Source organism: Limnohabitans sp. 103DPR2 (assembly GCF_001412575.1).
In the GTDB taxonomy this organism is placed as follows: Bacteria; Pseudomonadota; Gammaproteobacteria; order Burkholderiales; family Burkholderiaceae_C; genus Limnohabitans_A.
Genome location: NZ_CP011834.1, coordinates 1031760 through 1057261, shown reverse-complemented (window position 1 = coordinate 1057261; position 25502 = coordinate 1031760). Strand labels below are relative to the sequence as shown.

27 protein-coding genes, 1 pseudogene and 1 riboswitch are annotated in these 25502 nt (G+C 52.1%); of the genes and pseudogenes, 8 read left to right on the top strand and 20 right to left on the bottom strand.

What is annotated here, in order from left to right:
• Positions 1-15: 15 nt before the first annotated feature.
• Genes L103DPR2_RS05215 through L103DPR2_RS05205 form a run of 3 tightly spaced genes read right to left on the bottom strand, consistent with a single transcriptional unit; the run spans position 16 to position 1919 of the window.
• Positions 16-507 (bottom strand): NINE protein, encoded by a 492-nt coding sequence (locus L103DPR2_RS05215; protein ID WP_055360064.1) that lies wholly within the window; start codon positions 505-507, stop codon positions 16-18.
• A gap of 7 nt (positions 508-514) precedes the next feature.
• Positions 515-1207, bottom strand: a complete 693-nt coding sequence (locus L103DPR2_RS05210; RefSeq protein WP_055360063.1) for an SCO family protein — start codon at positions 1205-1207, stop codon at positions 515-517.
• Positions 1200-1919 carry an SURF1 family protein gene (locus L103DPR2_RS05205; RefSeq protein ID WP_082466856.1) on the bottom strand — a complete coding sequence of 240 codons (720 nt, stop codon included), beginning with the start codon at positions 1917-1919 and terminating at the stop codon, positions 1200-1202. Before L103DPR2_RS05205 ends, L103DPR2_RS05210 begins: the two co-directional genes overlap by 8 nt.
• Before the next feature lie 87 nt (positions 1920-2006).
• Here L103DPR2_RS05205 and L103DPR2_RS05200 point away from each other — a divergent pair, with 87 nt between their 5' ends.
• Positions 2007-2228, top strand: a complete 222-nt coding sequence (locus L103DPR2_RS05200) for a twin transmembrane helix small protein (RefSeq protein ID WP_055360061.1) — start codon at positions 2007-2009, stop codon at positions 2226-2228.
• Between the two features lie 39 nt (positions 2229-2267).
• Here the strand turns inward: L103DPR2_RS05200 and L103DPR2_RS05195 are convergent, their stop codons facing one another.
• From L103DPR2_RS05195 to L103DPR2_RS05170, 6 genes and pseudogenes are all read right to left on the bottom strand, one after another.
• The gene (locus tag L103DPR2_RS05195) at positions 2268-3149 is read right to left on the bottom strand and encodes a cytochrome c oxidase subunit 3 (RefSeq protein WP_055360060.1); all 882 of its coding nucleotides are present in this window, start codon (positions 3147-3149) and stop codon (positions 2268-2270) included.
• A gap of 14 nt (positions 3150-3163) precedes the next feature.
• On the bottom strand, positions 3164-3376 hold the full coding sequence (locus L103DPR2_RS05190; protein WP_055360059.1) for a DUF2970 domain-containing protein: 213 nt from the start codon (positions 3374-3376) through the stop codon (positions 3164-3166).
• Positions 3373-3948 carry a cytochrome c oxidase assembly protein gene (locus tag L103DPR2_RS05185; RefSeq protein ID WP_257719817.1) on the bottom strand — a complete coding sequence of 192 codons (576 nt, stop codon included), beginning with the start codon at positions 3946-3948 and terminating at the stop codon, positions 3373-3375. The genes L103DPR2_RS05190 and L103DPR2_RS05185 overlap by 4 nt, the downstream gene beginning before the upstream one ends.
• On the bottom strand, positions 3948-5579 hold the full coding sequence (ctaD, locus tag L103DPR2_RS05180; protein ID WP_055360057.1) for a cytochrome c oxidase subunit I: 1632 nt from the start codon (positions 5577-5579) through the stop codon (positions 3948-3950). Before ctaD ends, L103DPR2_RS05185 begins: the two co-directional genes overlap by 1 nt.
• Positions 5580-5679: 100 nt before the next feature.
• Positions 5680-6507 (bottom strand): annotated as a pseudogene (gene coxB, locus L103DPR2_RS05175) (cytochrome c oxidase subunit II); the annotation flags it as partial.
• Between the two features lie 51 nt (positions 6508-6558).
• Positions 6559-7227 carry a c-type cytochrome gene (locus tag L103DPR2_RS05170; RefSeq protein WP_082466725.1) on the bottom strand — a complete coding sequence of 223 codons (669 nt, stop codon included), beginning with the start codon at positions 7225-7227 and terminating at the stop codon, positions 6559-6561.
• Positions 7228-7425: 198 nt separating this feature from the next.
• On the opposite strand from L103DPR2_RS05170, the gene cyoE reads away from it, so the two are divergent.
• Both cyoE and L103DPR2_RS05160 read left to right on the top strand, forming a co-directional pair.
• The gene (cyoE, locus tag L103DPR2_RS05165) at positions 7426-8307 is read left to right on the top strand and encodes a heme o synthase (RefSeq protein WP_055361866.1); all 882 of its coding nucleotides are present in this window, start codon (positions 7426-7428) and stop codon (positions 8305-8307) included.
• 116 nt (positions 8308-8423) lie between these two features.
• Entirely contained in the window at positions 8424-9164 is a 741-nt protein-coding gene (locus L103DPR2_RS05160; protein ID WP_055360056.1) for a DUF2189 domain-containing protein, read from the top strand.
• Here the strand turns inward: L103DPR2_RS05160 and L103DPR2_RS05155 are convergent.
• Positions 9161-11416, bottom strand: coding sequence for a heavy metal translocating P-type ATPase (locus L103DPR2_RS05155; protein ID WP_055360055.1), 2256 nt, complete (start codon positions 11414-11416; stop codon positions 9161-9163). The genes L103DPR2_RS05160 and L103DPR2_RS05155 overlap by 4 nt on opposite strands.
• Before the next feature lie 39 nt (positions 11417-11455).
• Here L103DPR2_RS05155 and L103DPR2_RS05150 point away from each other — a divergent pair, with 39 nt between their 5' ends.
• Complete coding sequence (locus L103DPR2_RS05150) at positions 11456-11653, top strand: heavy-metal-associated domain-containing protein (protein ID WP_055360054.1); 198 nt, start codon at positions 11456-11458, stop codon at positions 11651-11653.
• Here the strand turns inward: L103DPR2_RS05150 and L103DPR2_RS05145 are convergent.
• Entirely contained in the window at positions 11650-12534 is an 885-nt protein-coding gene (locus L103DPR2_RS05145; RefSeq protein ID WP_055360053.1) for a LysR family transcriptional regulator, read from the bottom strand. The two genes, L103DPR2_RS05150 and L103DPR2_RS05145, sit on opposite strands and share 4 nt — an antisense overlap.
• A gap of 111 nt (positions 12535-12645) precedes the next feature.
• On the opposite strand from L103DPR2_RS05145, the gene L103DPR2_RS05140 reads away from it, so the two are divergent.
• The 3 genes from L103DPR2_RS05140 to L103DPR2_RS05130 all read left to right on the top strand — a co-directional run bounded on the left by L103DPR2_RS05140 (position 12646) and on the right by L103DPR2_RS05130 (position 16357).
• Entirely contained in the window at positions 12646-13644 is a 999-nt protein-coding gene (locus L103DPR2_RS05140) for a tripartite tricarboxylate transporter substrate binding protein (RefSeq protein WP_055360052.1), read from the top strand.
• A gap of 2 nt (positions 13645-13646) precedes the next feature.
• Entirely contained in the window at positions 13647-14822 is a 1176-nt protein-coding gene (locus L103DPR2_RS05135) for a M20 aminoacylase family protein (protein WP_055360051.1), read from the top strand.
• 10 nt (positions 14823-14832) lie between these two features.
• Positions 14833-14921: riboswitch (glycine riboswitch) on the top strand.
• Positions 14922-15079: 158 nt separating this feature from the next.
• Positions 15080-16357, top strand: coding sequence for a D-amino acid dehydrogenase (locus L103DPR2_RS05130; RefSeq protein ID WP_055360049.1), 1278 nt, complete (start codon positions 15080-15082; stop codon positions 16355-16357).
• Here L103DPR2_RS05130 and L103DPR2_RS05125 read toward each other — a convergent pair.
• From L103DPR2_RS05125 to L103DPR2_RS05095, 7 genes are read right to left on the bottom strand one after another with little or no spacing between them, the layout of a single operon-like run.
• Positions 16291-16695 carry a hypothetical protein gene (locus L103DPR2_RS05125; protein ID WP_055360047.1) on the bottom strand — a complete coding sequence of 135 codons (405 nt, stop codon included), beginning with the start codon at positions 16693-16695 and terminating at the stop codon, positions 16291-16293. The genes L103DPR2_RS05130 and L103DPR2_RS05125 overlap by 67 nt on opposite strands.
• A 4-nt stretch (positions 16696-16699) precedes the next feature.
• Positions 16700-17620, bottom strand: a complete 921-nt coding sequence (locus tag L103DPR2_RS05120; protein WP_055360046.1) for an SMP-30/gluconolactonase/LRE family protein — start codon at positions 17618-17620, stop codon at positions 16700-16702.
• Positions 17621-17641: 21 nt separating this feature from the next.
• Positions 17642-18616 carry a Bug family tripartite tricarboxylate transporter substrate binding protein gene (locus tag L103DPR2_RS05115; RefSeq protein ID WP_055360045.1) on the bottom strand — a complete coding sequence of 325 codons (975 nt, stop codon included), beginning with the start codon at positions 18614-18616 and terminating at the stop codon, positions 17642-17644.
• 23 nt (positions 18617-18639) lie between these two features.
• A complete protein-coding gene (locus tag L103DPR2_RS05110; protein WP_055360044.1) occupies positions 18640-19707 on the bottom strand; it encodes a cyclase family protein in 1068 nt (355 codons plus the stop codon).
• Positions 19708-19720: 13 nt separating this feature from the next.
• Positions 19721-20662, bottom strand: a complete 942-nt coding sequence (locus L103DPR2_RS05105) for an NAD(P)-dependent oxidoreductase (RefSeq protein ID WP_055360043.1) — start codon at positions 20660-20662, stop codon at positions 19721-19723.
• The gene (locus L103DPR2_RS05100) at positions 20659-21339 is read right to left on the bottom strand and encodes an RraA family protein (protein ID WP_055360042.1); all 681 of its coding nucleotides are present in this window, start codon (positions 21337-21339) and stop codon (positions 20659-20661) included. Before L103DPR2_RS05100 ends, L103DPR2_RS05105 begins: the two co-directional genes overlap by 4 nt.
• A gap of 23 nt (positions 21340-21362) precedes the next feature.
• Positions 21363-22358: a Bug family tripartite tricarboxylate transporter substrate binding protein gene (locus L103DPR2_RS05095; RefSeq protein ID WP_055360041.1), complete on the bottom strand. Its 996-nt coding sequence runs from the start codon at positions 22356-22358 to the stop codon at positions 21363-21365.
• Positions 22359-22450: 92 nt separating this feature from the next.
• Between L103DPR2_RS05095 and L103DPR2_RS05090 the strand changes: the two genes are divergently transcribed.
• A complete protein-coding gene (locus L103DPR2_RS05090) occupies positions 22451-23218 on the top strand; it encodes an IclR family transcriptional regulator (protein ID WP_055360040.1) in 768 nt (255 codons plus the stop codon).
• 57 nt (positions 23219-23275) lie between these two features.
• On the opposite strand, the gene L103DPR2_RS05085 is transcribed toward L103DPR2_RS05090, so the two are convergent.
• Entirely contained in the window at positions 23276-24496 is a 1221-nt protein-coding gene (locus L103DPR2_RS05085; protein WP_055360039.1) for a M20 aminoacylase family protein, read from the bottom strand.
• Between the two features lie 8 nt (positions 24497-24504).
• Positions 24505-25488: a TauD/TfdA family dioxygenase gene (locus L103DPR2_RS05080; protein ID WP_197274910.1), complete on the bottom strand. Its 984-nt coding sequence runs from the start codon at positions 25486-25488 to the stop codon at positions 24505-24507.
• Positions 25489-25502 lie beyond the last annotated feature (14 nt).

The window sequence follows — 25502 nt, the reverse complement described above, 5'->3', positions numbered from 1 at the left end:
TCAACCCAAAGGGGATCAAGCCCGACTTGGGCTCATGAAAACCATGGAGGTGGTCAACTTCTGCGCGGCCAGTTTTTCTTGTGCCTCAAGCTCATTTTCAAAGTAACGCTGCGTGCCATAAGCGATGGCTGACATCAAGGCCGCAGTACCGATCAACAAGCTAAAAATGATGCCAAAAACAGTCAACCAATTGCTTTTACCTGCCAAATCCTTGGGGTCCGCTTGAGGGTTGAATTGCGCATTCCATTTCTCGGGTGTAGACAAGCCATAAACAATGGCTTGCAAGCTACACGCAGCAATGTGGATGCCAAAAATAGGCAGCAAAACCCAACTGAGGGTGTCGTCCAGACCATAGGCCTGAACGCGCTCGAAGCCCCAAACTCCCAAGGCAGTAGGGATCGGCATGAACCATCCCAAGGTATCTTGGAGACCTTTTAAATAAAAGCGATGAATACCCAAAGGGCCCAACACAAAAGTTAGCCAGGTTGCGAGTGTTTTGGATTTCATATGGTTCTTAACGACCTGGTTTGTCCCACGAAACTGATGCGCGCAACAAGCGCTCCACATCGCGTTTCATGTCAACGACAGTTTTGGCATCATCTGGATAGTTGAAGCGCATCATCCAGTTTCCCATTGGATCGATTAAATACAAGTGCTCTTCAAGCGCACGGCCACTTGCAGGCGCTAACCATTGAGACAGTTGATCAGCAGGCACACGCAAAACGGTTGCTCCCTCAATGGCCGAGAGAAGTTCACCCTTGGGTGCAGCTTGATCGTTCAGCAGCCAAACACGGTCCAAACGGTCACTTTCTTTGTTCAACAATTTGTGCAACTGGCGTTGAACAAACAACAGACGCTCACACTTTTCACCGCATTCGCCAGAGCCCACGGCCACCAGTAGCCACTGCCCTTTAAGAGTGACCAGCGGCGTTTCTTTGCCTTGAAGATCTTTGGCACTCCATGCCGGCAGCATGCGTTGTGGCTCAATCAATTCACCGTGGTGCACACGTCCTTCAGGACGGATGACGTAGTAAGTTAAATAAGACAAAACAACAGGTGCAGCGCATGCCAATAGCACCAACATCATGTACAAACGCCCTCCCCGCGTCCGCGAGGATTCAGACAATGAACTGGATGTGGGTTGCGGTAGATCGTAGACCGTCAAACCAATTGGCTTCAAGTCATCAGGCGATTTGGGATCAGACATGTTTTCGTTTTTTCCAGACTTGGAACCAAGCAAAGAGAATGAGGGTTAAAGCAGACAAAGCAAACCATTGAAACGCATAACCGCGATTTTTATCGGCACCCGAAATGGATTTTGGCCATTCGCGGAGCAAACCATCGGATGCGTCGTTTGTTTGCTGAAGTGTTGCAAGCATTGGGAGTTTTGTCTCAAGACCAAACTCTTGTAAATCGATATTTTGCCTGAGCAGATTAAACCCTTCTTGAACGGGGGCAGGTGCGCTCAACTCCATCAATTTAGATGGTGAAGGAACAACCCGTCCTTGAAGGGTGACTTTGCCTTGAGGTGTTGGAACGGGCGGCAAAAAATCACTGCGCGCACGATCACGGGCAACCCAACCCCTTTGCACCAACAAAACAGGACCACTGCTCAATTGAAAAGGCGTGAGGACAAAGAACCCTGTTTGCGACTTCATGCTGCGGTTGTCGAGGTAGACCGTGAATTGAGGCAACCATTGCCCATCCAGATCTGCACTTCTTTGCATCCAATCTTCGGGCACGACCCCAGAAGCCCAGTCGTCGTTACGCAAAGCAGGCTCTAATTGGCGTGCCACTGTGATGGCATTCAGTGCTTCTTTGGTTTGTGCACGACCCAATTGCCAAAAGCCTAGCTTGGCTGTGATGCCAGAGACCAACAATGTTGCCAGCAGGATGACAAACCAAGTTTTTGAGAACATCCCAAAATTTGCCCTTTCAGAAGTCATGTTCGAAGTGCTCATCAGAATGTTTGAAAGGTGCTGGCCATTTGAAAGGATAATAGCAGGATGAAATATTGGATCATCATTGCCTTGGTTGGCATTATTGGCAGCTTGCTTGCAGCTGGTTTGTTCATGGTTCGCGGCGGGCCCGATGAGCAAGACAAGGCCAAACGGATGGCCAATGCTTTAACGTGGCGCATCGGCATCTCGGTCTTTCTATTTTTGACCATCATCTTCTCGTACGTCATGGGTTGGATCCAACCCACCGGCATCCCAGTCGGCGCATAAAAAAAGCCCCTTGAAGGGGCTTTTTTAATTGAATTCTGCTTAGAACCAGTACACCACGATGTACAGGCCCAACCACACCACGTCCACAAAGTGCCAGTACCAAGCAGCACCTTCAAAACCGAAGTGGCTGTCCGCTGTGAAGTGACCTTTTTGCAAACGCAATGTAATGACGAGCAACATCAACATGCCCACGAACACGTGGAAACCGTGAAAGCCAGTCAACATGTAGAACGTAGAACCATAGATACCAGAAGACAGCTTCAAGTTGAGGTCTGAATAGGCGTGAGCATATTCGTAACCTTGGCACAGCAAGAAGATCACGCCCAGTAAAACCGTCATCCACATGAATGCGATGGTTTTGCCGCGATTGTTTTCACGCAACGCATGATGCGCAATGGTCATAGTGACACCCGAAGTCAACAACAAAGCCGTGTTGATGGTTGGCAACCAGAAGGGACCGACAGTTTTGAATTCTTCAATGATCTTGGCTGGAGAGGCTGTTGCGCCGGCGACCATGCTAGGCCAGTCCGCTGTAAATCCAGGCCAAAGAAGGCTGTTAGCTTCGCCGCCCAAATTGGGAACAGCGTGAATGCGTGACCACCACAAAGCGCCAAAAAAGGCCGCAAAAAACATCACTTCGGAGAAGATGAACCAGCTCATGCTCCAGCGGAAGGACTTGTCGATGCGCGCACCGTATTGACCATGCAGGCTTTCGTCGATGGCATCACCAAACCATTGGTACAAGGTGGTCAACCAAATGACCATGCCCATCAACAAAGCATACTTACCCCAAGGACTGTCGTTCACCAATTGGCTTGCGCCCATGATGACGAAAAACAAACCCAAAGATGCCATGGCAGGGTGCCTGGATGGGGCCGGCACATAGTAATGTGGGGCGTTGGCGTGCGAATTGGCACTCATAACTCTTCTCCTACTTAACTCGTGACAAAGTTGACCACGAAGGCCAAAAACGAAACAAACAATAAACCACAAATAATGCCAACGATGACAATTTGCAGAGGTTTGACAGTCAAGAGATCTTGACGGTGCTCAGAACCTTTGCGAATGCCAAAGAAGGACCATGCAACCATGACAAAAGCGCGTAGTAATGATGGGCTTGCCTTAGGGGCTTGCTCAAGATTGCTCATACGCTAGAACCTACCTCAAAAAATGTGTAAGACAAAGTGATGGTCTTCACGTCTTTGGACATTTTGGGGTTGATGTAAAAAGTCACAGGCCAAAGCTTCTTTTCTCCGGGCGCCAGGGTGTACTGATTGAAACAGAAACACTCGACTTTGTTGAAGTAAGACGCCGCCTGTTGCGGGGCATAACTTGGAATGGCTTGCGCTGACATGGTGCGATTTTGAATGTTCTGAAATTCAAACATCACCGTGACCAGCTCGCCAGGATGCACATTCAATGAGCGCGTCATAGGGGCAAAGTTCCAGGGCCCCCGAACGTTGGTGTCAAATTCCACTGAAATGGTTCTAGAGGTGTCTACCTGCGTATTGAGGGGCAAGCCCGCTCGACCATTCATGGAGTTTTTAGACTCGCGCTCGCTCAGTGACAACACATTGGAACCCGTCCACTCACAAAAAGCTTCGTAGAGGGGCACCAACATGTAACCAAATGCAAACATGCCCAAGCTCACCATGAGGAGCTTACGCATCAACTGAAAGTTGGTTTGCATGTTGGTTTTACTGTTAGAAAGGTTTGGAATTAACCAATGACCTTGTTGGCGTCAGCATTCAGCTTGGGCGGTGTTTCGTAAGTGTGATGTGGGGCTGGTGAAGGCACTTCCCACTCCAAACCTTCCGCACCGTCCCAAGGTTGTTGAGCAGCTTTTTCACCTTTACCGAGCATGCAAGGCAAGACGATGAAGAAGAAGAAATAAACCTGCGCAAAACCGAAGAAGAACGCGCCAACCGATGCAATGGCATTGAAGTCAGCAAACTGCATGGGGTAGTCGGCATAGCGACGTGGCATACCGGCCAAGCCCAAGAAGTGCATGGGGAAGAATGTGATGTTGAACGCAATCAGAGTCCACCAGAAGTGCAACTTACCGCGTGCTTCGTTGTACATCACACCAGACCACTTAGGCAGCCAGTAGTAGGCACCAGCGAACATGGCAAACAAGGAACCCGCCACCAACACATAGTGGAAGTGGGCCACAACGTAGTAACCGTCTTGCAATTGCAAATCGATAGGCGCCATGGACAAGATCAAACCTGTGAAACCACCCATGGTGAACACGAAGATGAAGCCCACAGCAAACAGCATGGGGGTTTCAAACGTCATGGAGCCTCTCCACATGGTGGCAACCCAGTTGAACACTTTCACGCCGGTAGGCACTGAAATCAACATGGTGGCGTACATGAAGAACAACTGACCAGTCACTGGCATGCCAGTGGTGTACATGTGGTGAGCCCACACGATGAAGGACAGAATCGCAATAGAAGCGGTGGCGTAAACCATTGAAGAGTAGCCGAACAACTTTTTACGTGCGAACGCAGGGATGATCTGGCTGACGATGCCGAAGGCTGGCAAGATCATGATGTACACCTCGGGGTGACCGAAGAACCAGAAAATGTGCTGGAACATAACGGGGTCACCGCCTGCCGCAGGATTGAAGAAGGTGGTACCAAAGTGACGGTCTGTGAGCGTCATGGTAATCACACCGGCCAACACTGGCATCACAGCGATCAACAAGAAAGCCGTGATGAGCCATGTCCAAACGAACATAGGCATCTTCATCAGCGGCATGTCAGGTGCGCGCATGTTCAAGATGGTGACGATGATGTTGATCGAACCCATGATGGAAGAAGCGCCCAGGATGTGCAATGCAAAAATTGCAACGTCCATGGAGGGGCCCATTTGCATGGTGAGCGGTGCATACAGCGTCCAGCCAGCAGCAGGTGCGCCACCCGGCATGAAGAATGTAGAAGACAACATCAATGCAGCAGGAATCATCAGCCAGAAGCTGAAGTTATTCATGCGGGCAAAGGCCATGTCGGATGCGCCAATTTGCAAAGGAATCATCCAGTTTGCAAAGCCCACGAAGGCCGGCATGATGGCGCCGAACACCATGATCAAACCGTGCATGGTGGTCAATTGATTGAACAACTCGGGGTTGACGATTTGCAAGCCAGGTTGGAACAACTCGGCGCGGATGAGCAAAGCCAAAACGCCGCCCAACATCAACATGGTGAAAGCAAACAACAGGTACAAAGTACCAATGTCTTTGTGATTGGTCGCGTAGACCCAACGGCGCCAGCCGTGGGGGTGATGATCGTGGTCATCGTGACCGTGTGAATCGACAAAGCCGCCGTCAGAATGGGAAATGGAACTCATGGTTTACCTCAGTCTTTCAACTCAATCACTTCTTTTCAGAAACAGGCGCTTGGGCTACTTGCGCAGCTGGAGCGGCTTCATTCTTGGCTGCAGCAGGAGCTGCTTCAGCCTTTTTCTTTTGGACCCAAGCTGAGTAATCAGCCTCGGACAGAACTTGCACATTGATAGGCATGTAAGCGTGCTCTTTACCGCACAACTCTTGGCACTGGCCATAGAACATGCCTGTGCGCTCAGCCAAGAAATGGGTGTCGCGTACAAAGCCTGGAATAGCATCTTGCTTGATACCGAATGAAGGCACGGCAAATGCGTGAATCACGTCGGAAGCTGTTGTGATGATGCGAATCTTTTTGCCAACAGGAACAACCAAGGGATTGTCGACTTTCAAGAGGTAATCATCGGGCATGTCACCCTTAGCACCTGCGTTTGACAAGATGCGGTGTGAATTGTCCAAGGATGAAATGAAGGAGATGCCCTCGCCTTCGCCTTTGATGTAGTCATAACCCCAACGCCACTGATGGCCTGTGGCCTTGATGGTGAGGTCAGCATTGGAAGTGTCTTTTTGCGCAATCACTGTTTTGGTGGCGGGAATGGCCATGAAAATCACAATGATGAAAGGCGCCAGGGTCCAAGCAATTTCAACTTTGACCGACTCGTGAAAGTGAGCAGGTTTGTGACCCAATGATTTGCGGTGCTTCAAGATGGAATAGAACATCACTCCAAAAACCACCACAAAGATGGCCAAGCAAATGGCCATCATGAACATGTGCAAGTTACCTTGCTCTGCCGCCAACTTGGTTGCAGGTACGTGCAAATTCAGTTGATTGACAGCAGGACCGCCGGGCAAATCTTTGGTTGCGAAGGCAGAAGTTGTCAAACCAGCCAAGGCAAGCGCGCTGGCTTTGGCAATTTTTTTCCAATGTTGGCTCAATTTTTTCACTTTATATCCTCGAAAAACAGTGCTGTAGATGACCAACTGGTATCAACGGAACTTGGACTGAGGAACAACTTTCAGTTCCCCTTGCTGGCTACCCAAATAATCTGCAATCATTTTCAGCTCAGCCAATGAATATTGCTTTGCAACACCACCCATGACGGCATTGTTGCGACCCCAAGTGCTAGAGCCTTCTTCTTTGTAAGATTTCAGTGCCATGTACAAGTAGTCTTTGTGCTGACCGGCCAGCTTGGGGAAATCGGGCGTGGTGGGCTTGCTGTAATTGGCACCGTGGCAACCAGCACAACCGCCTTTGGTCAACAATTCAGCAACTTTTGCGGGTGCAGGGGCAATTTGATCGGGCGCTGGCAAGGTGTTGCCATGCAATTCGTAGTAAGCCGAAACATCAGCCACATCTTGAGGTGTCAAACCCAAAGCAACACTGCGCATGGTGGGGTGCTTGCGCTCGCCAGATTTGTATGCATTCAGAGCATTGGCAATGTACTTGGCGCCTTGTCCAGAAATCATGGGCACTTTGTAGACGGATGGAAAGCTGGCTTGGTAGCCAACGATGCCATGGCAACCAATGCACATGGCAATTTTTTTCTCTCCAGCCTGAACATCACCCTTAAGGTCTTGCGCGACTGACATTTGGCCAGCCATGCCCGCGAACAAAGCTGCCGCAATGGCAAAAGATTTGAAACTCATGGGACGCATTCTGAAAAAATTAGTTGTGGTTGATATAAATCAAATATTATACATAGTTGGCTCTTGGCGAATAAAGCGCAAAGCGCTTTGCGCATGCCAAGCTTGCCTCGGTAGAACATTACTAAAAACTTACTTCCTGAAAATTTTTAGACTCACATTGAGTTCCGCAACTTGCCCTTGAGCGACATTATCCAAACAAAGTCACAAATGAACATTGGCCCCCTTTTTAAACAGTACAACGCACTCACTAAGCCAAGGGTTATTCAGCTGATTGTGTTCTGCGCGCTGATTGGCATGGTGCTGGCTGTACCAGGACTTCCCACGTGGGACGAGTGGCAAAGAATGGCGCTGGCCAGCTTGGGCATTTGGCTGGTTGCAGGCGCAGCAGCGGCCTTCAATTGTTTGGTTGAAAAAACCATTGACGCCAAGATGCGCAGAACATCTTGGCGGCCCACCGCCAAGGGCGAGTTGTCTGACATGCAAGCCCTGATTTTTTCAGCCACGCTGTGCGCCATTGGCTCGTTCATTTTGTTCGTGTGGATCAACCCCATCACCATGTGGTTGACCTTCGCCACCTTCGTGGGCTATGCCGTCATTTACACCCTGATTCTCAAGCCCATGACGCCTCAAAACATCGTCATTGGAGGCGCTTCTGGCGCCATGCCACCTGTCTTGGGCTGGGCCGCCATGACTGGCGAAGTGGGCGCAGAAGCCGCCATTCTTTTCCTGATCATTTTTCTGTGGACGCCGCCCCATTTTTGGGCGTTGGCTTTGTACCGCGTTGAGGACTATCGCAAATCAGGCTTGCCCATGTTGCCCGTTACGCATGGCAATGATTTCACACGGCTGCAAATTTTGCTCTACACCTTTTTGCTGGCAGCGTCTTGCTTGATGCCGTTTGCATTTGGCATGAGTTCTTGGATTTACTTGGCAGGCGCCGTGGTGTTGAGCATCGGCTTCATTGCCTATGCCGTTGCACTGTTTAAAAAATATTCAGACGAATTGGCGCGCAAAACATTTCGCTTTTCGTTGATTCATCTCACGGCGCTCTTTGCAGTACTGCTGCTCGACCACTACATCTTGACTTAAGTCAATTTTTCAGAAGCACTTGGCATTGCGCCACAAGTCTTCATCTAGCGAAACCCCTGATGGTCAGCTGACACACCTGTTCATTAAACTTTGTGCACACCACAAAGAGGTTTTCTATGGCTGCCATTCAATCTGACCTTCCCTTGCTCAGCCCTATGACTTGGCTCATAAAAGGCTTTGATGACATGCGCAAAACGCATTTTGTGGGCGCTTTTTATGGCTTGGTGTTTGTTGTACTGGGATATGCCCTCGCGCTGGTCTACGCCCATTATTGGAAGGCCACCATGGGTTTGACGGCCAGTTTTTTCTTGCTTGGGCCGATTGTCTGTACGGGGCTTTATGAGTTGTCTCGCCAAGTGCAAAAAGGAGAGGAAGTCAGCCTGCCCAAAAGCATGAAAGCTTGGCTGCCCAATTGGAAAATGATGGGCTTGTTTGCCATCCTGTTGACGTTTCTGATGATTGTTTGGGCGCGTGTTTCAATCGTCTTGTTCGCGCTGTTTGCAGACCAAGAATACCCGCATCTGCAAAGTTTAATTTCTCAAATCGTCGATTTCAAAAACATCGAGTTTCTGTTGGTCTGGACGTGTGTTGGCGCCATTTTTGCATCCCTGGTTTTTGCAATCTCAGTCGTCTCTGTGCCCATGCTGCTAGACCGATCAACCGACACCCTAGAGGCCATCTTCACCAGCGCCAATGCGCTGTGGAACAACGCGCTGGTCTGCTTGCTATGGGCCAGCCTGATCGTTTGTTTCATTGGACTGGCGCTGGTTTTTTTCAAACCTTTGTTGGTGATCACTGCACCCCTGATTGGTCATGCCACTTGGCACGCCTATCACGCCTTGGTCTTGCCCGATTAAGGTTTCCAGCGCTTGAGCAGCAAGGCATTGGTCATCACACTGACCGAACTCAATGCCATGGCCGCACCAGCCACTACAGGGCTCAGGTAGCCCATGGCTGCCAGTGGGATGCCTGCAGCGTTGTAGGCAAATGCCCAAAATAAATTTTGCCGAATTTTGGCCACTGTAAGCGCAGAAATTTCCAAGGCGCCAGCCACCAAGGCCACATCGCCCCGCATCAACGTGATGCCTGCGGCTTGCATGGCCACATCGGTGCCACCGCGTCTGCCATCGGCATTCAAATTGGCCATGGCCAAACCCACATCCGCAGCGGCCAATGCCGGTGCATCGTTGATACCGTCTCCAACAAAAGCCACCACATGCGGCGCATCAGTTGAATGGGCTTGCAAACTTTTGACCAAGGCTGCTTTGTCGCCAGGCAATACTTCTGCAAACACCTCATCAGGTTGAAGTCCTAAACGTGCCGCCATGGCTTGTGCTGCGCCTTTGTTGTCACCCGAAATCATGACCAGCCGAAGTCCGCGCTGACGCAATAACTTCAATGCAGCTTGCACGCCAGGTTTGGGCTCGTCGCCAAACGCCAAGACTGCCAAAGGATTGACGCCAGCGTGCGAGCGCTCAGCCAAGATCGAGACAGTGGCACCGTCGGCCTGCATGCTTGCTGCCTGTGCTTGCCACGGTCCGTCTGGCACATTGAGCGAGTCCATCCAACGCAAGCTGCCCAACAACAAATGGCGGCCCTGCACATGGCCTTCGCTACCAAAACCTGGCACCGCCTTAACGTCGTCAGGCACCACGAACTGCAAGCTCTGTGTTTTGGCTGCTTGCACCACAGCATGCGCCAAGGGGTGTTCACTTCCGCTTTGCAAGCTGGCGGCCAACATCAACAGTTGATCGTCCGAATCAGAGCTTGGCACATTTTGTAAATTGACCGACGTCAAGGAAATCAGCCTTGGCTGACCCACGGTCAAAGTACCTGTTTTGTCAAAGGCGACGGTGTCAACTTTGTGGGCAATTTCTAGAGCCTGCGCATCTTTGATCAGGATGCCGTGCTTGGCTGCCACGCCAGTGCCCGCCATGATGGCGGCGGGTGTGGCCAAACCCAAAGCACAGGGACAAGCGATCACCAGCACAGCCACACTGTGAATAAGCGAGACCTCAAGGCTGTGACCCGTGAACCACCACGCCAACAAGGTGATCAATGCCAACACCAACACCACAGGCACAAACACGGCCGATACCTGATCCACCAAACGCTGAAGAGGTGCTTTGGCAGCCTGCGCATCTTCAACCAAGCGAATGATGTTGGACAACACTGTTGTAGTGCCTGTGGCACTGACCGTGACCAGCACGCGGCCCTCACCATTGATGCTGCCACCCGTGACGCGTGCGCCAACATTTTTAGGGACAGGCAAAGGCTCGCCCGTCAGCATGGCTTCATCAACTTGTGTCTGTCCTTCCAGCACCATGCCATCGGCGGCAAAACGTTCACCTGGCAATACCAGCATGCGATCGCCCACCAACAATTCTTCGATGGGAATTTCGACTTCACCATCGGCTGTGATGACGCGCGCTTTTTCAGGGCGCAGTGCATGCAAGGCCCGAATGGCATCGGTGGTTTGACGCTTGGCACGTGCTTCAAGCCACTTGCCTAGCAAAACCAGGGTAATGACAACGGCAGAACCTTCAAAATACAAATGCACCATGTGCCCATCGGCTGCCGTCAGCCACAGCCATATGGACAACAACCACCCGGCTGAGGTGCCAATGGCCACCAACAAATCCATGTTGCCACTGCCGGCTAGCAAGGCATGCCAACCCGCTTTGTAAAAACGTGCGCCCAGAATAAATTGCACAGGTGTGGCCAATAAAAACTGCCACAGCGCAGGCAACATCCAATGCTTACCAAGTGCATCGCCCAACATCGGCAGAACCAAAGGTGCACTGAGCAACAATCCAACAGCGACAGGACCGAAACCAGACCATGCGCCAGCGGGTGCTTGTTCCAAATGTTCTGGGGTCAAGGGCTCGTAACCTGCATCGCGCACTGCACGTCGCAAGCGGGCTTGCTGTTCTTGCGCATTGAGGGCGCCAGACTCTGGCGACTTCCAAGTGACCCTCGCAGATTCAGTGGCCAAATTCACACTGACGTCTTTGACATCGGTCAACTTTCCGATAGCGCGTTCCACCCGCGCAACACATGACGCGCAGGTCATGCCACCAATACCAATATCGCAGGACAATTCAGACATAGGCTAAGCTTACATCTAATTTATTGAGAGGAGTTGATCATGAACAACACATTTCAAGTTCAAGGCATGACTTGTGGCCATTGCGAAATGGCCGTTAAAAAAGCCATCAATCGTTTAGATCCTGAAGCCAAAGTGGTCATCGACCGACCTGCAGGCAAAGTGGACGTAGAGAGTTCCAAAGCGCGCGAAGAAATTGCGCACGTCATTGCAGAAGAAGGTTACACGGTAGCCGCTTAAAGCACCGACAAACGCTGTACTGCTGCCTCGCGCAGCACTCTGGCCAAGGGCACTTCCGACCTTGACTTAAGAGAGACCCAACCAAAGCGGGCATTGGCATTGAGCGCCGGCGTCATTGGCAAGGCCACCAAATCAGGCGCCAGCGCGCGAACAGCCAAGACCACGGCCTGCGTGCTTCTGGCCACATCCAACAAACTCGATACTTCTTCGCAGCGCAATTGGATGAGTTGATCTGGGTGCGCTTGTGCACCATATTTTTCAGTCAATAGGCGCGCCACCTCATCACTCAAGGGCGTTGATGCAATGGGGTAATCAAGCAGTTGCTCAAAGGTGACTTGCTTCAGTTTGGTCAGCGGATGTTTTTTGTTGCACATGAAAGTTCCTGGCAACTCACACAAGGGCTCTACTTTCAAATCAGTCGATGGAGTGAGTGAGCGAATGTCCAGGATCAACGCATCCAACAATCTCTCCCTGAGTTGTTGAACCAACAAAGTGGTGGCACCCCTTGCAATTTCCAAACGTGCGCCGGGACATTCATTGGCTACATAAGTTAAGAGGGGGGTCATCCACAAAGCGCCCGGACCCGAGCCCAATCCCAACTTCAGTTGGCCATGACGTCCTGTTAACAGGTGCTTGCTGCTCTGCTTCAAGTTGTTGGCGGCATCCAGTAATTCGCGCGCTTGCCCCAGGATGTGATGTCCAAAGGGCGTCAGTTCATTCTTGCGCCCCACTCTGTCAAACAAGGCTTGTCCCAGTTCGTCCTCCAGAGATTTGATACTCCGGCTGAGGGCGGGCTGCGTGAGGAACAGCCTTTCAGCCGATTTGCTGAACGAGCCATTGGCGGCCAATTCGATGAAGTGCTTCAGTTGGACCAAGGTCATCGGTTTTTTCCATGCATTTAAATCATGCTAATGAATATTATTATGCATTTGACTTGGATTCAAGCCATTTTTAGGATGAGGGCACTATTTATCCAAAAGAGGAGACAAGAAATGAACGCAGTGGTTGAAAAATGTTTCAAGAGTGCATCCGCAGTTGTGGGCATGTTGCTCGTGGCCGGCACCGTCTTGGCGCAAACCTACCCCTCAAAACCCGTCACGTTGCTGGTGCCCTATCCAGCCGGTGGTTTGTCTGACGTGATTGCCCGCACAGTGAACAACACCTTGTCAAAAAATCTGGGACAGCCCGTGATTGTTGACAACTTGGGCGGAGCAAGTGGTGCCATTGCAGCACAAAAGGTTTTGAACTCACACTCTGACGGTCAAATCATTTTCCAAGGTTCGCCCAACGAATTGATCTTGGCACCCTTGGCGATTTCGGCTGTCAAATTCAAGAGCGAAGATTTCCGTTTGGTGCAAATGATTTCTACAGCACAGATTGCTTTCTTAGCTCGCAAAGATTTGCCTGTGAACAATGTCGATGAATTCTTGGAATATGCGCGCAAAGAAGCCCAGGCTGGCCGCCCCATCACATACGCCAGCGTGGGACCTGGCTCTTTTTACCATTTGCTGGGTGAGCATTTGTCCAAAGTGACCAACATTCCCATGACCCACATTCCTTACAAGGGTGGCGCACCCGCTAACCAAGATTTGATTGGTGGCCAAGTTGATATTTTCTTAGCGCCATTTGGCAAAGCATATGAAGAATTGCAAAAGCAAGGCAAGATCAAAATTTTGGCCATGCTCAACAGCGAGCGTCTGGATTCCGTCAAAGCTTATCCTGCAATTTCAGAAAGCAAGTCACTGAAGAACTTCACTTTCAATATTTGGACAGGCTACTTTGTCAAAAAAGACACACCAGAAGCCATTGTCCAAGTTTTGCATAAAACCATCACGGACTCTCTGAGTGATTCCGCTGTTCGCAGCGGCCTGGAAGCCAACAGCCAACTGGTTGCCAAACCCTTGTCATTGCAAGCCGTTGACAAAGCTTATGCAGATGGCACCGCACAGTTCCGCGCCATTGCCAAGTCCATCAACTTGCAACCGCAATAAACATGACCTACTTGCGCGAAGCGCTCACAGCCCGAGTGGGTGAGTTCATCCAACTGCGGCGAGACATTCACCGCCACCCCGAGTTGGCGTTTGAAGAACATCGCACCGCTGAGTTGGTGGCGTCCAAGCTTGAGTCTTGGGGCTACCAAGTGCACCGCGGCTTGGGCGGCACCGGTGTGGTGGGCACCCTCCAACGTGGCACCAGCACACGCAGCTTGGGCCTGCGTGCCGACATGGATGCCCTGCCCATTCAAGAGGCCAGTGGCGCCGAATGGTCGAGCACCAAGCCCGGTCTGATGCATGCCTGCGGCCATGATGGCCACACCGCCATGCTGCTGGCGGCCGCCCACGAGTTGGCGTTGAACAGCGAGTTTGATGGTGTGCTGCACCTCATCTTTCAACCGGCCGAAGAAGGCGGTGGCGGCGCACTGCGCATGATGCAAGACGGTCTGTTTGACTTGTTCCCTTGCAATGCCATCTTTGCCATGCACAACATGCCTGGCGTACCTGTGGGCAAATTTGTGTTTCGCAGTGGCAGTGCCATGGCGTCCAGTGATTACGTCACCATTCGCGTGAATGGCACAGGCGGACATGGCGGTATGCCGCATCGCGCTGCCGACTCTTTGGTCGCTGCAGCGGCCATCGTCATGGCTTTGCAAACCGTGGTGTCTCGCAATGTCGATCCACTGCACACCGCTGTGGTGACGGTGGGCTCCATTCAAGCTGGCAAGGCCAACAATGTGATTCCCGCGTTGGCCACACTCGAATTGAGTGTTCGCGCTTTGGACCCGGGTGTTCGCAAATTGCTCGAGCAACGCATCAAAGCCATTGCCACATCGCAAGCCGAAAGCTTTGGCTGCATGGCCGAAGTCGACTGGAAAGAAGGCTATTGCGTGTTGGTGAATTCAGAAAACGAAACCAATTTTGCAAGGCAAGTGGCTTTGGATTTGGTCGGCGCTGAGCGCGTTGTTTTAAATGGTCCGCCTTTAACTGGCAGCGAAGATTTTGCCTTCATGCTGGAAAAAATTCCTGGCAGTTATTTGCTCATTGGCAACGGTGATGGCGAATCCGCGGGCGCGTGCATGGTGCACAACCCTGGTTACGACTTCAACGATGACAACATTGCAACAGGCTCTGATTATTGGGTACACTTGACGAAGGAATTCTTCAAGTCTTAATTTAAAGATTCGATTGACATCGGGAGAGATTGCTCCAGAAGCAACGCCGAAGGAGCAACCGCCCCGGAAACTCTCAGGCAAAAGGACCGATGTCATCTTTCATTCTGAAGAGTGGTTTGCGTTTTCGTCCGCAAACCCACCGCAGGAGCAAGCAACACCCCAGCGTGTTGTGAATCTCTCAGGTCCAAAACAGAAGGGGCGCCAAAGGCACAGATGTGTCATGGCCCAACCCTTTGACGTTTTGAAAGATCTGAATCATGAAAACTATTGCCATTGTGGGCGGCGGCATCACCGGCGTCACGACTGCTTATGCACTGGCCAAGCGGGGCTTCTCTGTCACCTTGTTTGAGCGTCACCGCTATGCCGCCATGGAAACTTCATTTGCCAATGGCGGACAGTTGTCGGCCTCGAATGCAGAAGTTTGGACCCACCCCTCCACCATCATCAAGGGCTTGAAGTGGATGCTCAAAAGTGATGCACCACTGCTGGTCAATCCCAAACCCAGCTGGCACAAAATTTCTTGGTTTGCAGAGTTTATGGCTTCCATGACGGCTTACGAAAAGAACACCATTGAAACGGCCAAACTGGCTGTTGCGGCACGTCAACATTTGTTCGCTTGGGCAGAAGCTGAAAACATTGATTTTGATTTAAAGAAGCAAGGCATCTTGCACATTTACCGCGACAAAAAAGGCTTTGACCACGCTGGCAAAGTTTCTGAAATGTTGGCCAAGGGTGGCTTGCCACGCCATGCGGTGACCCCCGAAGAAATGAAAGCCATCGAACCCACTTTGGCTGGCCAATACTACGGCGGCTATTTCACAGAAAGTGACTCTACGGGAGACATCCACAAGTTCACCAACGGTTTAGCCATGGCTGCAAAGCGTTTAGGTGTTCGCACTTTGTATGACCAAGACGTCACCAACATTCAAAGCGACAACAACCAAGTCAAGATCAGTGTAGCCCACTCAGATGCGCCTACCAGCATTCATACGTTTGACAGCGTGGTGGTGTGCGCAGGCGTTGCCAGCAACCAATTTGCTTCACAACTGGGTGACCGCGTCAACATCTACCCTGTCAAAGGCTATTCCATCACGGTCAATTTGAACGACGCTGAAAGCCAAGCAGGCGCACCGCAGGTCAGCTTGCTGGACGACGAAACCAAACTGGTTACTAGCCGTTTAGGCGAAGACCGATTCCGTGTGGCGGGCACGGCTGAATTCAACGGCTACAACCGCGACATTCGCGCAGACCGCATCAAGCCATTGGTCGATTGGGTCAACCAATGCTTCCCCAAAATCAACACCCGCTCCGTGGTGCCATGGGCTGGCTTGCGTCCCATGATGCCCAACATGATGCCCCGCGTGGGTCGTGGCAAAGCTGCCAATGTGTTTTACAACACAGGTCACGGTCACTTAGGTTGGACATTGTCTGCCGTGACGGCAGACATGGTGGCGGAAGTGGTGGCGGCTCAAGCTTCTGCTGAGCGTGCCACGATCATTTCAGGATCGACCAACCTGGCACGTGTGTCCACGTAATAACCGCCGTATTCGGTGTACTTCAAGACAGCACATTGACATGTGCTGCACTTGAAGACGTCGCAGCGGTTGTAGGGAAAGTAGTCCACTGCAATAGGCGCGTTCGGTGAGTCGTAGCGCGTGCCCTTGGGATGGAATTCTTCGAAGGTCAATTCCATTTGGCCTTCGGCTAGTTCTTGCCTAAGAGTGCCTGCAGCTTGCATTTGGTCAGCGGGCCAGCGTGCGTCGGGTACGCTTTCCCAGCCTTTGCAGATTTTCAGGGCGCAGGTGCAGTGATGCGGTGCTTGAGCAGCCAGTGCTTTCAGCTGTTCCGCTTTGAAGGGGTGTTCATTTGACATGCCTCTATTTTGCGCGATGCAAGGGACAACCCGCCACGGACATGTCAGCCCTCAAAATGTTGCCATTCGTAGAGTCTGTGCAATACAAAGTTTTGCGGTCTTTGCCACCAAATGCCATGTTGGTGAGCGACGCGCCTTTGGGTCCCGTCAGAATTTCTTCGGGTTCCGCCCAATGTGACAGCACCCACACATAAGCCAATCCTGGATTGGCCACCAGCAGTCGACCACTTTCATCCATGGCCAAACCGTCAGGACCACTCGGTCCATAGGAAGTGAAAAACTGCCCTACTTTAGACACACTGCCATCGCTCAACAAAGGCATGCGCCACACAGAATTTCCGCGCGTTGCAGCGACAAACAAAAACCGCTCATCGGGTGACAACACGATGCCATTGGGGCTGGGCACATTGTTCAGCAACAGGTCTAACTTGCCATCGGGCGACAGTCTGTACACCCGCCCAGAGGGGTCGTGCATGCCGGTTTGCCCTTGGTCTGTGAAATACACATTGCCCCGGGCGTCCAGCACCAAATCATTCACACCTTTGAAGCTTTCGCTATTGCGGCGCTCAAGGAAAGATTTGACACGCCCCGTTTGAATGTTCAGGCGCATCAAACCGTTTTTGTAATCGGTGACCAGCAACTCGGTCTCGCTTAGAAACTTCATGCCATTGGGCTCACCATCCCATTGCGCCACCAAGTCCCACTCTCCTTTTGGATCAATTCGAAACACACGGCCAAAAGGTATGTCGGTGACGTAGAGGTTGCCATGCGTGTCAAATACCGGGCCCTCCAAAAATGAATCCGCCAATCGCCCGCCCTGATTCACATCGGCCCATTCACTGCGCACGCCAGTCTGCCTGAATTTCTCAGGCATGGCGCTAAATATTTCAAGAGGTCGAATGAGTGGATTTTGAAGTATGAGCATGTGGCAACCTAAAGTGCATTGTCACTCTTTTTTAATGCCCGCAGCCTTCACTGTGGCAGCCCATCGCTGGGTCTCGCCTGCCAAGTACTTTCGAAACTCATCAGGTGTAGAAGCCACAATGCGCGAACCCAGGCTCTCGAACTTGGCTTTGACTTCGGGAATTGCCAACACCTCTTTCACCGCGACCTGCAGACGATTCACAATTTCAGGAGAGGTGCCTTTGGGCAAGAAAATACCGTTCCACTCATAAGACTCATAGGGCTTGCCAATCACTTCGGTAACTGTCGGCACGTCTGGGAAAGCAGGGTTACGTTGTGCAGAAGTAATGGCCAGCGCCCTGACCGTGCCACTTTTGACATGACCACTGATGGCAGGCAAATTGAAAAAGCCCATGTCCACTTCAGCGGCAATCACCGCGGTCACCGCAAGGCCACCACTCTTGTAAGGGATGTGCAGCATGTTGACGCCTGCAGCCTGGTTCATCAACTCAGGTGCCATGTACTGCACCGTGCCTTGCCCACCGGAACCAAAAGTCAATTTGCCAGGCGATTGCTTGGCCGCCTTCAGGAAGTCTTGTGCTGTGGCAAATGTGGAGGTTTTAGGCACCGTCAGCAACATGGGCGTCACACCCACTTGCGTGACAGGAATCAAATCTTTTTCTGCATCGAATGGCATTTTTTGCAAATGTGGATTGATCGACAACGGTGTTGCGTCGTACAAAACCGTGAAGCCATCGGGTGAGGCTTGCGCCACAGCTTGCTCTCCAATGACGCCGCTTGCACCAGCTTTGTTCACCACCACGACGGCGGTGGACAGCTTGGTGCCCAAGTGCTGCGCAATCAGCCGTGCCAACGCATCGGCAGTTCCGCCAGGCGCATAGGGCACCACAATGCTGACAGGCTTACCATCAGGCCAAGCGGCCATGGCTACGGGTGTGCTCAGTGTGAAAGTCACACCTGCTGCCCATAGCAAAGCGTTCATTAATCGTCGGTTCATGTTGTCTTCCTTTTTTAAGTTGTTCAAACTGTCGCAATGGGTGTCACGGGTGATCCTGCTGCACCCGGCAAACGCAAGGGCGGTGCAGTCAGTAAAAATCGAGAGCGCTGATTCGCTCGAAGCCATAGTGCCAATGGCGTGAGCAACCACAACTCACCCAAGTGGATGCCGTTTTTGAACAGGCAATGTTCGTGCAAGGGCAAGCGCGGCCGTTTCATACCAGCAGGCTTGGTGAGTGACACAGATTGAACCAACTCCACGGCAGGGTTGTCGGCCACCAAGCAGGCCAGACGTGTCTCTGTAATCCAATTCAGCAGTTGTGGATCTTCGCCATCCAGACCACTGCCCGTTTCATGCAGGTGTTGTAGGTCGGGTTGCTTGTGCATGTTCAGCAGGGTGTCTGCAAAACCAGTGTGCAAGCACACCATGTCACCGGCTTCAATCTGGACCTTGTCTGCATCCAAAATGCGCATCAATGCGTCATAGCCCACAGCAAGTTTTTTGCGACCCAAGTGTTTTTCCAAATCAATCAACACACCTCGCCCCTGAACGCCATGTGCCGCCAAATTGGCAACACCCAAGGCGTTTGCATCTGGGTCTGGATAGCGTGCCCAATCGTTTGCAGCGCTTGAATCGGTCGAACCGGGGTGAATCTCAACGCCTGCTCTAAAGCCGTTGTAGAAAACAGCTTCAGCATCGCCATCACCGTCGGCATCAAAGCGGCTACCCATGTGGGCCAGACTGTCCCACTGCGTTGAATATTGCGTGTTCATCAGCATGACTTCGTCGCACACGACATCGGTCAAGTTGGGATCTTCTGTGGCGTATGACCAGCAATAGCCCTGAACGCCTGCGCTGACACCATCTCGCAAAGTTCCGTACAAACGCGGGGGCATGCGCCGCGCGTTCAAGGACCGTCCACCAGGCACATCCAAGGGCAAGGACAAACAAAATGTCAGTCCTTCCCTGACCTCCGCAATGCCTTGACGCACCTTGTCTGGTGTGACCAAGTTCATTCGTCCCAAACGATCGTCTGGGCCAAACTCTCCCCAGTGGCTGCCAGGCGGTGCGTTTTTCCAGCGTTGCATCATGATGGCTAGAACCTTATGCAGAAACCGCTTGAGAATATTTACTCAAAACTGCGAGCACATTCTTGGCCGCTCCTACACCCATGTTGATGTAAGCATCGCTGGTAACGCCGCCAATGTGAGGGCTTAAAAAGATTTGTGGCACACCCTGAAAAATGTGAGGTGCTGTCATCGGCTCTACAGCAAAGCTGTCTAGACCTGCGGCAAACACATGGCCACTTTGAACCGCCGCCAACAAGGCGGGTTCATCCACCAAGCCGCCGCGCGCTGTGTTGACCAGCATCACACCAGGCTTGCAAGCGGCCAAAGTTTGGGCATTGATCAACTGCCGGTTTTCTGGCGTGAGCGGGCAATGCAGTGAGATGGCATCGGACTCTCGCCACAGGGTATCAAAGTCAACGGCTTGAATGTAATCGGGCAAGTTTTTGGCGAAGGGGTCAACACCTAAAACTTTCATGCCCATGGCATCGCACATTTTGGCAAAGCGTTGGCCAATGGCACCCAAACCGACCAGGCCGATAGTGCGGCCATGCAGTTCAACACTTTTGTGCGTTGCTTTGTCCCAAAATCCTGCATGCATGCGCTCGTTCAAGTGCACCACCGATTTGGCACAGGCCAGCAGCAAAGCCATGGCTTGTTCAGCCACAGCAGCGGCATTGGCACCCACTGCAGCGCAGACTTCAATGCCGCGCGCTTTTGCGGCTTCTTTGTCGATGGTGTCGGTGCCACTGCCGTGCTTTGAGATGACTCGCAAAGCCGGTGCCGCGTCCATCACTTCAGCCCCCACACTGCCGTAACGAACAATGATGGCCACAGGATTGTGACGCTGGCACAAAGCGACCATGTCTGGCGTCTGCGGTGTTTTGCCTGCATACACAATTTCAAAATCAGTCAGTAACGCCAAAGCTTGCGATGCCAAATCTGCGCCTGTCACGATGACAACGGGGCGCGTACTCACAGCGTTTCGCCTTCTTTTAACACGCCAGCTGCCACCAGCGATGACAGCAACCAAGAAGCGCTGGTGTTGCCTTCCTTGATTTGCGCAATGCGTTTGGCCTCGTCCACCACTTTTTTGTCAGCCAAGGGCAACAAGCCAGGCAGCTTTTCGCGCTCAACCACCACAATGCCATCGGCATCGGCCAACACAAAGTCGCCGGGGTTGACAGACACGCCACCACAAGAAATGGGATGACCAATGCGGCCACCAATGTTTTTGGTGGGGCCATTGGGATTGGTGCCCACAGAAAAGACGGGGAAGTCCATCTCTTCAATTTCCAGACTGTCGCGCACAGCAGCATCCACAATCACACCAGCTATGCCCAATTGTTTGCAGGCTGTCATCATGATGGTGCCCATCAACGCGGCAGTTTGATCTGCCTTGCCATCAATCACCAACACATCGCCAGGCTTGGCCATGGCAATGGCGGCATGGATCATGAGGTTGTCGCCAGGGCGAACCTCCACCGTCAATGCCGGGCCCGCCACTTTCATGTGAGGACGCAGCGCACTGATGCGGCCGTGCATCACACCACGTCGGCCCGCCACATCGGCAAAAATAGCCGCCTGATGGACGGATGCTTTTTGCACCAAGTCGGCGGGCACACGTTCAAAATTTTTAACAATATCTTGGCTCATAAAAATCCCAAATTAAAAATTAATCAGTCAGCGCGGGCGCCGGACTCTTTAACAACCTTGCCCCATTTGACGAGGTCATCACGCATCAGCTTGGCAAATTGTTCAGGCGTTCCACCTGTGATGTCCAAGCCTTGATCGCCCAGTTTTTTGCGCAAGTCTTCTGCGCGCAAGGCTTTGTTCACTTCAGCATTCACAGCTGAAACCACCTCTGCCGGCAACTTGGCGGGGCCTAACAATCCAAACCAGGTGGTGGCTTCAAAACCCTTCAAACCAGACTCGGCCACTGTGGGAACATTGGGCAAGTCGTCTGTTCGTTTAGCAGATGTCACTGCCAATGCCCTGAGCTTGCCGCTCTTGATATGACCAATCAGGGTGGGTACAGAGGAGACGTAGACCTGTACATTGCCACCGATCACATCGGTCAAGCCTTGGGCGGCACCCTTATAGGGAATGTGCGTCATGCGAACGCCCGCTTCTTTCTGCATCAACTCAGTGGCCAAGTGCGCCACCGTACCGCTGCCCGAGCTTGCGTAATTGATGGCATCAGGTTGGGCTTTTGCTGCCGCTAACAATTCACCAAATGTTTTGTATGGCGAATTGCTTGCCACCACAAAGACCACGGGTGAACTGCCGATATTGACAATGGGCGTCAGGTCTTTTGAAGGGTCATAGGGCAGCTTGCTGTAGAGGCTCGGATTGATGGCCAAGTTGCTCGTTTGGCCAATGACCAAATTCAAACCATCGGGCGCGGCCTTGGCAATGGCGTCCACCCCAATATTGCCCCCTGAGCCAGGCTTGTTGTCGTAAATGAACGTCCATTTGGTGTTGGACACCACTTTGTTACCTACCTCGCGTGCAATCAAATCAGTGCCACCACCTGCCGGAAAGGGCACAACCACGCGGATGGGCTTCGAGGGCCAGTTTTGCGCAAGAGCGTTGAATGCCAGTGTGGTACCGATCAAAAGAGTTGCCAATGTACCCTGCGTCAAGAGGCGACGCGCCAGCACTGAATGAGTCATATTTGTCTCCAAAAGGGAAGAATTGTTTGAGATGGATTGTTCATTCATCTTTCATTGAATACAATGGTATTTCACACAGTGAAAGATGTTTCATGGCACGAAAATCCAACGCGGCACCCACCACCGATGAACCCCAAAACGACGGCGGCGTCATCGCTGTGAAACGGGCTTTGCAAATTCTGGAAGTCTTTGAAATTGGCGACCAGCACCTTTCACTGGCAGAACTCAGCCGACGAACAGGCCTACACAACACCACCGTTTTGCGACTGGCGCGCACGCTGGCCCTTTCGGGCTACATGGTGCAAAAGGAGGAAGGCACTTGGCGTTTAGGTGCAGCCGCGGGTTGGCTAGGTGCACGCTACCAAGCCGGTTTTGACATCAACGATGTGGTGGAGCCCACATTGCGACAGTTGTCCGCTGAAACCAAAGAGAGCGCTTCTTTTTATGTACGCGAAGGCGATGTTCGCTCATGCATTTCTCGCATCGAAGGACCGCAATCGGTACGCCACCACGTGCGCATTGGCATGCGATTGCCATTGAACTTAGGTGCCCCAGGCAAAGTGATCTTGGCGTTCTCTGGCACAGGCGGGGACGAATATGAAACGATTCGTCGTCGGGGTTATCACATGTCAATGGGAGAAAGAGACCCAGAGGTTTCCAGCGTGGCAGCGCCAGTGTTTGGATTGAACTGGCGACTGTTGGGCTCGATGTGCATTTCTGGCCCGACAGCACGCTTGAGTAAAAGCAAGCTGCAAGTCCATGCGAAGACTGTGATGAACGCGGCCAACCAGTTGTCATATGCACTGGCTGGATCGGCGTCGCAAGAGACACCTAAGGTGATTTCAACTTGGCATCCTTGAGGTATTCGTCAACACTTAAAAGACAGAATACAACAGCGGTTCACTGCCTCTCTCAAACTATGCAGCTTTCAAATAAGCATTGACCAATTTCACCCAATAGCTGGCAGCGATCGGCAAGATCGCGTCATTGAAGTCATAGCCTGGGTTGTGCACCATGCAACCACCTGTGTGGTGATGTTCACCTTGGCCATTGCCCACAATGAGGTAACAGCCAGGGCACTCTTGCAGCATAAAGGAAAAGTCTTCGCTGCCAGTTAAGGGTGCCAAGTTGGGCATGACACCCTTGTCACCCAACCAGTCCAAGGCCACTTGCTTGGCAAAGGCCGTGCTGGCTTCGTCGTTGATGAGCGAGGGGTAGCGCCAGTCGTAATCCACATCGGCCTGCACGCCCATGGTCTGCGCTTGTGATTGAACCAAATCGGTAATGCGCTGTTTGAGCATGGCGCGAATTTCTGGATTGAAAGCGCGCACCGTTAAGCGCATGGTGACATTTTGAGGAATGACATTGGCAGCTTCACCGCCATGAATGGCACCCACAGAAATGACGGCCATTTCACGTGGGTCCACATTGCGAGAGACCACCGTTTGCAAGGCCACCACAATGTGAGCTGCAGCCACCACAGGATCGGCTGACAAATGCGGCGCAGAACCATGGCCACCTTTACCTCGCACTGTGATGTTCACAGTGTCAGACGATGGCATGAAGGCACCCGCGCGGAAACCAAACTGCCCTTCAGGCATGCCCGGCATGTTGTGCAATGCGAAGATGGCATCGCATGGAAACAGTTTGAACAAGCCTTGCTCCACCATCACACGGCCACCACCCAAACCTTCTTCGGCGGGCTGGAAAATCAAATTCAAAGTGCCGTCAAACTGCGGATCTTGCGCAATGCTGCGTGCGGCAGCCAACAAAATGGCAGTGTGGCCATCGTGGCCACAAGCGTGCATCTTGCCGGGCAATTGACTGGCATAGGGCAAGCCTGTGGTTTCTTGAATTGGAAGCGCGTCCATGTCGGCGCGAATGCCCAAGCGCATCTTGCCGGTACCGCGCTTGAGGGTGCCCACCACGCCCGTGCCCGCTAAGCCTCGGTGCACTTCATAGCCCCACTCTTTTAGACGTGCCGCCACCATGTCGCTGGTGGCGTGTTCTTCAAATGCCAATTCGGGGTGGGCATGAATTTGGTGACGCACCTCCACCATTTCTTTGGCCATGTCTTGGATGGCTGGCAAGATGTTTTGCGAGAAGGCGAATTTTTTAGGTTCAACGGGGGCGCTCATCGTAATCCTCAGAGTGTGTTGGGAGGTGGAAATCCATTTCGGCCAGGAAACTCTGGTGCCAACTCTCTGGCATTTGGCATCTTCAACCACAAGCGCAACATTCGTCGACGCTGCGCCACATCGTCATGGTCTTCAAACTCAGTGCGTGAATGCAGCACTGCATAGTTGTTGGCAAACTGCAGATCGCCAGGCTCCATCAACATGTCCACGCGAATTTCGGGTAAATGCATGATGCGGTCGAAACAATCGAGGGCTTCCATTTCCACCTTTGACAAGGGCACGCCTTTGATGTCGCATCCCAACTCCAGATATTGGCGCAAATAACGGCAACTTAATTTACCTAGGTGATAGCTGAAGATGGGAGACAAGCTGGGCTGTGGTTCACACAAATGTTCAAAGTAAAACATTCTGTAATAGATGCCCAAATACTCAGGATGTTTCTCTAATATTTCGTTGTAGATGCGCGCGACGCTGACAAGGCTACTGATGCCGCCTTGCTTGGCTTTGCGCACGCACAGCAAGCCCACCACATCCGATGGATCGGAGTGATAAGGTAAATACAAATTGGTTTGGTACACCCGGGTACGGACATCTTTGGGATCCCCCACTGCAGCCACTTCGCCCAGCAAATCACCGCGCGGGTTTTGACACACGGGCAGTCCTAAGTGCAAGCCAATGCCGTAATACACCGCTTTCAGCTCATCTTCGCTGTAGCGATGCACGGGCAGTCCGCGCCAAAGAGAAAAACCTCGCCCATTTTCCAACTCATCTGACAAAGCGGCGAGCCTTTTCAACAAGGCAGTACCAATGGGAAAATCTTCACGCTCAAAATTTGGAAAGGCACGGCCTTTAGATTTGAGTGTTGCAAGCGCTTCATCCAAAGCTTGAATGTCTGAAGCCTGAAGTTGCTCGATCCAACTGGTGTCGTTTTGAATATCCTGACCCGTCCAAGCTGCTGGACCAGTGACTGGATTTTTCAGAATGATGCTCATCAATGACGCTCCCA